Raw genomic sequence first — 9,789 nt, 5'->3', positions numbered from 1 at the left:
GTCATTGCAGACGGCGTCGGGGAAGTTGTTGAGATTGACATTGATTCTGAACAGGGCGTTCCCAGGGGCGACATCGCCGACTTCTCCCACCCGACCACAGGGCAACGCGTTGTCAATTTCCGGTGGTTGTTGAGCAGAGCTTGCATTGAAGCTCAATAGCGCTGTCACCACGAGAACGAAAACGAAGCCCCACACGCGGCGTCGCGCCGCGCGTGAGCTGGTGAATGAATTGAAGGTCTTTCGACTGGCCATAACGGTCTTTCCTCCCTACCTAAGTTTGCTGTTCATCACCGGGCTCTTCAGATCATGGAGCATGATTTTTTCTGCTCCCATCTATACACGCAAGAATTCGTGGCAGAACGGCTCACATGATTTTGGGGGATTGCTGGTCGTGGCCTGTAAATTTCCAAAGATGGAGTTCACGAGTGGAAGAAGAGAAACGTCATCCTCGAAGCAGAGGTAGGGTAAAGCACCAAGGGGGGACTCAGTCACCGGATTGCCGGAGCCAAGCAGTGGATGAAACAAGCAGCGACCATAACGACTGCTGAATTTGGAGGCCAAGTGCAGCTCAAAGAATGTGGATTGCAAACCACAGAATGCTGAGGGGAGATTACGGAAAGCGGATTGCAAATTAGGCAATGCAGATTACCGATCACGGAAAGCGGCTTGATTACGGAAAGCGCCTTGCCGGATGGTTTCGCTCAGGTGCGTTTCTGCTTGACTTCCGGGAAAACGTCTAAATAGGATATGCCCGCCCTAAAGTAAAAAGCTGGGTCGGCATGGTGAGAGAGTGTGTCCATGAAAATCTGGGGTTCATTCGGTTGGTTGCGCAAGGACAAGGGATGCTCACGGGGTTTTGCTCGCGGCATATTAGGAGGCCTCACTCTGTTCATGAGTTCACCCAAGGCCAAGCCGTTGGATCGGGTCCGCCCGGCGCTGCAAGGGTGGCATTGTAGCGGCCGAATCAGAGCAGCTTACTTCGCCTGGATCAAACAATTCGCTTTTTTCCATAATCCCGTGCAGCAGGGGCAGCATCGCGTTCCTGGGGCCACGCTACAGAAAGCAATAGTTGAAGTGGTCAAGGGTCTAACCAAGCGGTCACGTCCCACATTTTCCCTTATTCCTTTGCGAACACCTTCTTGCCAGCGGATATAGCATTCACCTGTGCAAGAGTTATGGAGGTTTAGAAGTGTGAAAGCAACCATGATCTATACATTTTGAGTCGCGACGGGAAAGGCAGCTATCCCTTCGCCATTTTGTAGTTAACAAAACAAGGGGTGTTATACGGCATACCTATGCTGAATTCGTGAGGTGGTTCTTGGCAAAGCGAAAGAATAACACGCAGGCAGGGAAGACGTCCGGTGCTACTGTCGGCTACGAAGCCGAGCTGTGGCGCATGGCCGACGCGCTGCGCGGTAGCATGGACGCCGCCGAGTACAAGCACGTCGTCCTCGGCCTCGTCTTCCTCAAGTACATCTCGGACGCTTTCGAGGAGCTGCAACGCAAACTCGAAGCCGAACGCGCCGAGGGCGCTGATCCCGAAGACCCGGACGAATACCGCGCCGTCAACATCTTCTGGGTCCCGCCCGAAGCGCGGTGGTCCTACCTCAAATCTCAGGCTCGCCAGCCCACCATCGGCCAGCTCGTTGACGATGCGATGGCCGGCATCGAGCGCGATAACCCTTCGCTCAAGGGCGTGCTGCCCAAAGAATACGCCCGCCCTGCGCTCGATAAGCAGCGACTTGGACAGCTCATAGACCTCATCACCAATATCAAGGTGGGTGATGAAGAAGCCCGTGCCAAAGACGTGCTCGGGCGTGTCTATGAGTATTTCCTGTCGCAATTTGCAAGTGCCGAGGGCCGCAAAGGCGGTGAGTTCTACACGCCGCGGTGCGTCGTCAAGCTCCTGGTGGAGATGCTCGAACCCTACCACGGTCGCGTCTATGACCCCTGTTGTGGTTCGGGCGGCATGTTTGTGCAATCGGTCGAATTCATCCGAGCACACGCCAGCGGAAACGGCAACGGCGGTAAGGCGAAGGCCGATATTTCCATCTACGGGCAGGAGTCAAACTACACAACATGGCGGCTCGCCAAGATGAACCTTGCCATCCGTGGCATCGAGGGGCAGATTGCCCACGGCGACACGTTTCACAACGACAGGTTCCCTGATCTCAAGGCAGACTTCATTCTTGCGAATCCTCCGTTCAACGTCTCCGATTGGGGTGGCGAGCGCCTGCGCGAAGACAAGCGTTGGAAGTACGGCGTTCCTCCCTTGGGTAACGCCAACTTTGCCTGGGTGCAGCACATTATTCACCATCTTTCGCCAACCGGTGTTGCGGGCTTTGTGCTTGCCAACGGCTCCATGTCCTCCAATCAATCGGGCGAAGGCGAAATCCGCAAAAACATCGTCGAAGCCGACCTCGTGGATTGCATGATTGCCCTGCCAGGGCAACTGTTCTATTCGACCCAGATTCCCGCCTGCCTGTGGTTTTTGGCTCGCGATAAAAAGAACGGCCGCTTCCGCGACCGTCGTGGCCAAGTGCTCTTTATTGATGCGCGCAAAATGGGACGCATGGTTGATCGCACCCATCGTGAGCTGACCGACGAAGAGATTGAGAAAATCGCCACGACCTACCACGCCTGGCGCGGAGAGAAAGATGCAGGCGAATACAAGGACGTCCCCGGCTTCTGCAAGAGCACGACGCTCGAGGAGATCCGAAAGCACGGCCACGTGCTCACCCCCGGCCGCTACGTCGGCGCGGAAATAAAGGAAGACGATGATGAACCTTTCGCGGAGAAGATGCAGCGCCTCGTTGCCGAGCTGCGCGAGCAAATGGCTGAAGCCCGACGACTCGATGAGGCAATCTGGAAGAACTTAGAGGAGCTAGGGCATGGAAAATCGTGAAACCCGAAAATAGCTATTTTGCAAAAGGCTGCTTTCGTTTAATAGCATCTGTGCTTATTTAGCGAAACGAGAATAAGGACCCAAGCATGCACCGAGGATCCACAGGACGCTATGAAGTCACTGCAACTACTGGCGAGCGAGTTCAGGCATTCATTCCTGATCCGCTCCCGCCGAATCCGCCGTTAGAGCTGACGCCTCAGAGACAGCAATTGCTGGAACGGGCAACGCTGGCATTGGGTCGGCTGGATAGTGTGACGTTGCTTCTACCCGATCCCGACCTCTTTCTCTACTCCTATGTTCGCCGCGAAGCGGTCCTTTCATCGCAAATAGAGGGAACGCAATCCTCTCTGGCTCAACTGCTGTTGTTCGAGCTGGAAGAAGCGCCAGGGGTTCCTTTGGACGATGTTGTGGAGGTCTCCAATTATGTTGCAGCGCTTGACCATGGCCTCAAACGGTTGCAGGAAGGGTTTCCCCTCTCAAACCGTCTGATTCGAGAGATGCATGGCATTCTGCTCTCCAGTGGACGGGGAGGTGAAAAATCACCGGGTGAGTTTCGACGGACGCAAAACTGGATAGGTGGCACCCGTCCCGGCAATGCGCAGTTTGTTCCTCCACCGCCTGAATACGTCCAAGACTGCATGGCCGATCTCGAACGCTTCATCCACGGCGAGGACAATCCCTATCCCGCGCTCATCAAAGCAGCTCCTGCTCATGTCCAGTTCGAGACCATTCATCCTTTTTTAGACGGCAACGGACGCATCGGGCGGCTTCTGATTGCGTTCATCCTGCATCATGAACGGCTGCTGTCTCTGCCGCTTCTCTACTTGAGTTTGTATTTCAAGCAACATCGCAGCGAGTATTACCGGTTGCTGGACCAGGTGCGGACCGGGGGTGATTGGGAAGCATGGCTCGATTTCTTTCTCGAAGGCGTCGAGCAAACGGCGACCAACGCAGTCGAAACCGCAAAGCGACTCCTTGCGCTTTTCCAGCAAGATGAGCAACGGATTCAGACTGCCGGTCGTGCTGCCTCGACTGCGCTTCGGGTCTTTCGGGTGATGTGCCAGCGTCCGTTGGTCAATCTTAATCAGGTTTGCGAGCGCACGGGACTTTCGTTCCCTGCAGCAGCCAAAGCAATGGATGCACTCCAGCGGCTTGGGCTGGTGCGAGAGATCACCGGTCGGCGGCGAAATCGGGTTTTCGCTTATCACGATTACCTCGGCATCCTGAACGAAGGCATGGAAGTAGCATCAGATCAGGTGTAATATGGCAGGTAAGCCCAAAAAGCCAAAAAGCTCATCATCGCTGGCGCAGCGCGCGCATGCCCGCATTCCGGCTTCGGCAAGTGCAACCGATTTGCCCGCCGATTACGCAAACCTCCTCTTTCAGCTCAAGGAGCGAATCCGCCAAGAACGCCTGCGCGTGGTCATGTCGGCTAATGCCGCCATGGTGCTGCTCTACTGGGACATCGGGCGGACGATTCTGGAGCGGCAACAGCAGGAAGGCTGGGGCGCGAAAGTCATTGACCGGCTGTCGGCCGATTTGCGACGGGAGTTCCCCGATATGCAAGGGCTCTCCCCGCGCAACCTCAAGTACATGCGCGCCTTTGCCGCCGCCTGGACCGACCGGGAAATTGTGCAAGAGGTGCTTGCACAAATTACCTGGTACCACAATATCGCTTTGCTGGATAAGCTGGATGACCCCGACGCCCGTCTCTGGTACGCCCGCAAGGCACGCGAGGAAGGCTGGAGCCGCAATGTGCTGGTCCTCCAGATCGAACGCCAGCTCTACCAGCGGCAAGGCAAAGCCATCACGAACTTTCCGGCGACCCTGCCACTGGCTGATTCCGACATGGCAGCAGAGGTATTCAAGGACCCGTACCTCTTTGACTTTCTCGGCACGGCGGACACCCGACGCGAGCGCGAGCTGGAACAAGCCCTCATAGACCACATCCAGCGATTCCTTCTGGAATTGGGCGCAGGCTTCGCCTTCGTCGGGCGGCAGGTCTTGCTCGAGGTCGGCGACCGCGATTTTTACGTGGACTTGCTCTTGTACCATCTCAAGTTGCACTGTTTTGTCGTCGTTGAACTGAAAGCCGGACCTTTTGACCCCGCCTATGTCGGGCAGATGAACCTCTACCTTTCGGCTGTGGACGACCTTATGCGCCATCCCGACGACAAGCCCACGATCGGACTTCTTTTGTGCAAAAGCAAAGACCGGCTCATCGTGGAGTATGCCCTTCGAGATGTGCAGAAACCGATCGGCGTGGCTCAGTGGGAAACACGGCTTGTCCAAACCCTCCCCGCTGAACTCAAAGGCAGCCTGCCGACAGTGGAAGAGCTGGAAGCGGAATTGCGACACGTGCAGAAAGAAAACCAGGAGCTCGGCTATGGCGGATGAGTGGCGAGAGACTACCCTTGATGACCTGATTGAGATTAAGCATGGATTTGCCTTCAAGGGTGAATTTTTCTGCGATGAGCCGAGAGGAGACATTCTCCTGACGCCGGGAAACTTTGCTATCGGCGGTGGATTTAAGGCTGACAAAGTTAAATACTACGATGGTCCAGTGCCCGATGATTTTGTGCTACACGAAGGTGATTTAATTGTAACGATGACGGATCTTAGTAAGAACACTGATACCCTGGGTTACCCTGCTTTCGTTCCGTCGGACAGCGAAGGTCGCCGCTATCTTCACAACCAACGACTTGGAAAGGTCGTTGCGAAAGATAAAAACACACTGGAACTACGCTACCTTTACTACGTCCTGTGTAGCGCGAAATACCGGCACGAAATACTTGCGAGCGCAACGGGAACGACCGTTAAACACACCTCGCCGGAACGAATTAAACGATTTCACTTGCGGCTCCCTCCTCTCCCCGAGCAACGCGCCATTGCCCACATCCTCGGCACGCTGGACGACAAGATCGAGCTGAACCGCCGCATGAGCCAGACACTGGAGCAGATGGCACGGGCGCTGTTTAAGGCCTGGTTCGTGGACTTTGAGCCGGTGCGCGCCAAAATGGAAGGTCGCTGGAAACGCGGCCAGACATTGCCCGGCCTCCCCGCCGAGCTCTACGACCTTTTCCCCGCCCGCCTCGTCCCCTCCGAACTCGGCGAGATACCGGAGGGGTGGGAGGTGGGGAGGCTTGCGGATTTAGCAGCAGTAAAGAGCGGAAAGCGGCCGAGCACCCTGGTTTCATCCACACCAACGGAGGGGGTGAGCGTATCACTCTGGGGCGGAAATGGTGCAATGGGGTACGTTTGTGCCCCTCTGTTCTGCAACCCAATTATCCTAACGGGCCGCGTGGGCACTTTAGGTTCTGTATTTCGAATATCCGAGCCATGCTGGCCATCTGACAATACTCTCGTAGTGCTGCCTGCTGATGAAAACCTTTTCGAGTATCTATACTTCTGCATGAAGAGATTTGATTATGAAGCGCTCAATCGCGGCTCAACACAACCGCTACTAACTCAAACGGATTTGATGAATCAAACTGTGCTTATTCCGTTTAAAGCTATTGTCGCCGAATTTCATAAGTATCAAGCAGTCTTTTGGTCACGAATTGATAAGATGAACAGTGAATCCCGCACCCTCGCCGCCCTGCGCGATGCGCTGCTGCCGAAACTGATTCGTGGCGAAATTCGGGTGAAGGATGCGGAGGGGTTTTTGAAGGAGAGGGGGCTATGAAACACGATCTGTACGGGCACGGCAGGCCGCGCCTCAACCGCCGCAGCATCCGCCTGAAGGGATACGATTATGCGCAGCCAGGGGCGTATTTCATCACCATCTGCACGCACGACCGGGCCTGTTTGTTTGGCGATGTGGTGGATGGAAAAATGCGGTTGAATGCAATGGGGCAGATGGTTCAACAATGTTGGCAGGAAATACCCTGTCATTTTCCGCATGTGGAATTGGATGCATTTGTGGTGATGCCCAACCATATTCACGGCATCCTGGTCATCACCGATACTAACGTAGGGGCACGGCATGTAGGGGCACGGCATGCAGGGGCACGGCATGCCGTGCCCCTGCACCATGCGATGCCCGTACCACCACCCCCGATGCCGCCACAAAATCCGATACCATCGTCAAACGCGATGCCGCCACACGATGCCGTGCCGCCACGAAATATTCCCACGTCCCCAAACACCACCACACCACGGACCGAACAATTCGGCAAACCGGTTGCCGGCACCGTTCCCACCATCATTCGTTCATTCAAATCTGCTGTAACGCAACGCATTAACGCCGTGCGCCGCACCCCTGGCGCGCCCGTCTGGCAACGGAACTACTACGAACACATCATTCGTGACAACGATTCGCTGTACCGCATCCGCCAATACATCCGCGACAATCCGCTGCGGTGGATGTTTGATCGCGCAAATCCAAACGCTACCACCTACGAGGCCGAGAACGCATGACGCATCTGACCGAATCTGTTGTTGAACAAGCCACTCTCGCCTGGCAAAACTCGATTTGCCGGAGGAACTCAAGCCGAGCGTGGACGAAGAATTTGAAGAAGTCACCGAGGGGGAAGAAGTCGAGCGGAAAGAACGTTGCAAGACCAAGTGGGCGCAGCTTGAGGCAATCGTCGGCACAGAAAAACACTTGCGGCTCGTCGCTGCCGATGCGTGCGCATGGACTGATGCAGGCCATAGCCCGTGTCAACCGTGTATTTCGCGACAAACCCGGCGGCCTGGTTGTGGACTACTTAGGACTGGCACACGAACTCAAGGCCGCGCTCGCTACATACACCGAAAGCGGCGGCACCGGTCAAACAGCACTCAATCAGGACGAAGCGGTCAAGGTGATGCTCGAGAAGTACGAGATCTGCTGCGATCTTTTCCATGGCTTTGACTGGTCACGATGGGCGTCTGGTACGCCACAGGAGCGGCTTGCCCTGCTGCCCGCCGCGCAGGAACACATCCTGGCGCAGGAGAACGGCAAAGACCGCTACCTCCGCGCTGTGCGAGAACTGTCGCAGGCGTTCGCGCTTGCCGTGCCGCATGAGGAGGCGCTGCGCATCCGCGACGACGTGGCCTTCTTCCAGTCCGTTCAAGCCGTTCTGGCCAAACGCACGCCGGGAGAGGCTCGCCCGGAAGCCGAGCTGGACCACGCAATCCGGCAGATTATCTCACGGGCTGTGGTCTCCGAGGGCGTGCTGGACATCTTCGCCGCAGCCGGGCTGAAGAAGCCCGACATCTCCATTCTTTCAGATGAGTTCCTGACGGAAGTGCAAGGCATGCCGCAGAAGAATCTCGCTATCGAGTTGCTTCAGAAGCTGCTCAAGGGGGAAATCAACACCCGACGTCGCAAGAACGTCGTGCAGGCTCGTTCCTTCTCTGAGCGGCTGGAGCAGACGATCCGGAGGTATCAGAACCGCGCCATCGAGGCGGCGCAGGTCATCGAGGAACTGATCGCGCTGGCAAAGGAGATGCGGGAGGCAAACGCCTGCGGCGAAAAACTCGGGCTCACCGAAGAGGAACTCGCCTTCTACGACGCTCTGGAGACAAACGACAGCGCGGTGAAAGTGCTGGGCGACGAAACCTTGCGCAGCATCGCCCGTGAACTGGTCGAGACGGTGCGGAAGAACGTCACCATTGACTGGACGCTGCGCGAAAACGTCCGCGCTCAACTGCGCGTGCTCGTCAAGCGCATCCTGCGCAAACATGGCTACCCGCCCGACAAGCAGGAGAAGGCGATGCAGACCGTCCTGGAGCAGGCAGAGATTCTTTCAGCAGGATGGGCAATGGCGTGAGAGGGGCGTCTAACAACAGCATGAAGCGAACGGTGCTCGGCACCATCACTGACGCTGAGCGGTAGGCGCCTCGGAGAAATCCACCAGCGAGATTGAGACAAGGAGAATCAATATCAGAACATGGAGAGCATCGAAACCACTCAACCCATCACCAAGACAGTAGTACCCTCCATTCGATTCGACCGCAACGAGCTGGCAGGTGCTTTTGGAGACATCGGTACAGACCTGCCGCTTGTAGTTGGCGTCGCTTTGGCTGCCAATCTCGATAGTACAAGCGTCTTAACCATGTTCGGGCTCATGCAAATCCTGACGGGGCTCCGCTATCGAATCCCGATGCCGGTACAGCCGCTCAAGGCTATGGCCGCGATTGTGATTGCTCAAAAAGTCGGCGGCCCTGTCCTCTACGGCGCTGGACTCGCCATCGGTGCCGTCATGTTGTTCCTGTCGGTCTCAGGCCTCATTGATTGGCTCGCACGTGTTGTCCCAAAGAACGTCGTTCGCGGGATTCAATTTGGACTTGGGCTCCAACTCGCTATCTTGGCGCTCAAAGAATACGTGCAATCCGATGGCACTTCAGGTTACTGGCTGACGGCTGTGGCCTTTGTGATCGCAATTATCCTTCTGGGAAACAGAAAGTACCCGGCTGCCCTTTTTCTTGTGGGGATTGGTTTCATCTACGCCTTGGCCTTCAAACTTCAGACCTCATCATTGCTTCAAAGTGTTGGTTTCAATTTGCCGAAAGTTCACGTTCCACAGTGGCCAGATATACTCAACGGCTTTGTGCTTCTCGCGTTGCCGCAGATTCCTCTCTCATTGGGCAACTCCATCCTCGCCACGCGACAAGTTGCCGAAGACCTATTCCAGCGCCACTTGACGATACGGCAGATTAGTTTGACCTACGCTGCGATGAACTTGATCAATCCTTTCTTTGGCGGGATTCCCACGTGTCACGGGTCTGGCGGAATGGCCGGCCATTATGCCTTCGGAGCACGCACCGGCGGTTCAGTCATCATTGAAGGCGCGCTCTACGTCTTCCTCGGACTCTTCTTCGGTCGGGGATTTGACGTTGTGGTAGGCGTTTTTCCATTGCCCATCTTGGGCGTCATTCTGTTTTTTGAAGGTCTGGCG

Annotated in this window: 7 protein-coding genes and 1 pseudogene; 7 read left to right on the top strand and 1 reads right to left on the bottom strand. The window is 56.0% G+C overall.

The genetic code is table 11. The annotated features are described in order from the left end of the window. Nucleotides 1–252: hypothetical protein (locus tag NZ823_07060; GenBank protein ID MCS6804888.1), on the bottom strand; the 252-nt coding region annotated here is incomplete at its 3' end. Between the two features lie 1,066 nt (nucleotides 253–1,318). Here NZ823_07060 and NZ823_07055 point away from each other — a divergent pair. The 7 genes and pseudogenes from NZ823_07055 to NZ823_07025 form a co-directional block, all read left to right on the top strand. Next, nucleotides 1,319–2,905: a type I restriction-modification system subunit M gene (locus tag NZ823_07055; GenBank protein ID MCS6804887.1), complete on the top strand. Its 1,587-nt coding sequence runs from the start codon at nucleotides 1,319–1,321 to the stop codon at nucleotides 2,903–2,905. 86 nt (nucleotides 2,906–2,991) lie between these two features. After that, nucleotides 2,992–4,167 carry a Fic family protein gene (locus tag NZ823_07050; GenBank protein MCS6804886.1) on the top strand — a complete coding sequence of 392 codons (1,176 nt, stop codon included), beginning with the start codon at nucleotides 2,992–2,994 and terminating at the stop codon, nucleotides 4,165–4,167. A 1-nt stretch (nucleotide 4,168) separates the two neighbouring features. Then, a complete protein-coding gene (locus tag NZ823_07045) occupies nucleotides 4,169–5,302 on the top strand; it encodes a PDDEXK nuclease domain-containing protein (GenBank protein ID MCS6804885.1) in 1,134 nt (377 codons plus the stop codon). Beyond that, nucleotides 5,292–6,590 (top strand): restriction endonuclease subunit S, encoded by a 1,299-nt coding sequence (locus NZ823_07040; protein ID MCS6804884.1) that lies wholly within the window; start codon nucleotides 5,292–5,294, stop codon nucleotides 6,588–6,590. The genes NZ823_07045 and NZ823_07040 overlap by 11 nt, the downstream gene beginning before the upstream one ends. Next, nucleotides 6,587–7,324, top strand: a complete 738-nt coding sequence (locus NZ823_07035) for a transposase (GenBank protein MCS6804883.1) — start codon at nucleotides 6,587–6,589, stop codon at nucleotides 7,322–7,324. The genes NZ823_07040 and NZ823_07035 overlap by 4 nt, the downstream gene beginning before the upstream one ends. 34 nt (nucleotides 7,325–7,358) lie before the next feature. Next, a pseudogene (locus NZ823_07030) lies at nucleotides 7,359–8,661 on the top strand (DUF3387 domain-containing protein). Between the two features lie 120 nt (nucleotides 8,662–8,781). Further along, the coding region (locus tag NZ823_07025; GenBank protein ID MCS6804882.1) for a putative sulfate/molybdate transporter at nucleotides 8,782–9,789 on the top strand (1,008 nt) is incomplete at its 3' end.

Source organism: Blastocatellia bacterium, assembly GCA_025054955.1.
Taxonomy (GTDB): domain Bacteria; phylum Acidobacteriota; class Blastocatellia; order HR10; family J050; genus JANWZE01.
Note: the sequence above shows the minus strand (reverse complement) of the source record. Positions and strands in the feature narration are given on the sequence as shown.

Excerpts from the sequence above, each read along its gene's own strand:
- NZ823_07050 (MCS6804886.1), top strand. The coding sequence starts at position 2,992 with ATGCACCGAGGATCCACAGGACGCTATGAAGTCACTGCAACTACTGGC.
- NZ823_07045 (MCS6804885.1), top strand. The coding sequence starts at position 4,169 with ATGGCAGGTAAGCCCAAAAAGCCAAAAAGCTCATCATCGCTGGCGCAG.
- NZ823_07035 (MCS6804883.1), top strand. The coding sequence starts at position 6,587 with ATGAAACACGATCTGTACGGGCACGGCAGGCCGCGCCTCAACCGCCGC.
- NZ823_07040 (MCS6804884.1), top strand. The coding sequence starts at position 5,292 with ATGGCGGATGAGTGGCGAGAGACTACCCTTGATGACCTGATTGAGATT.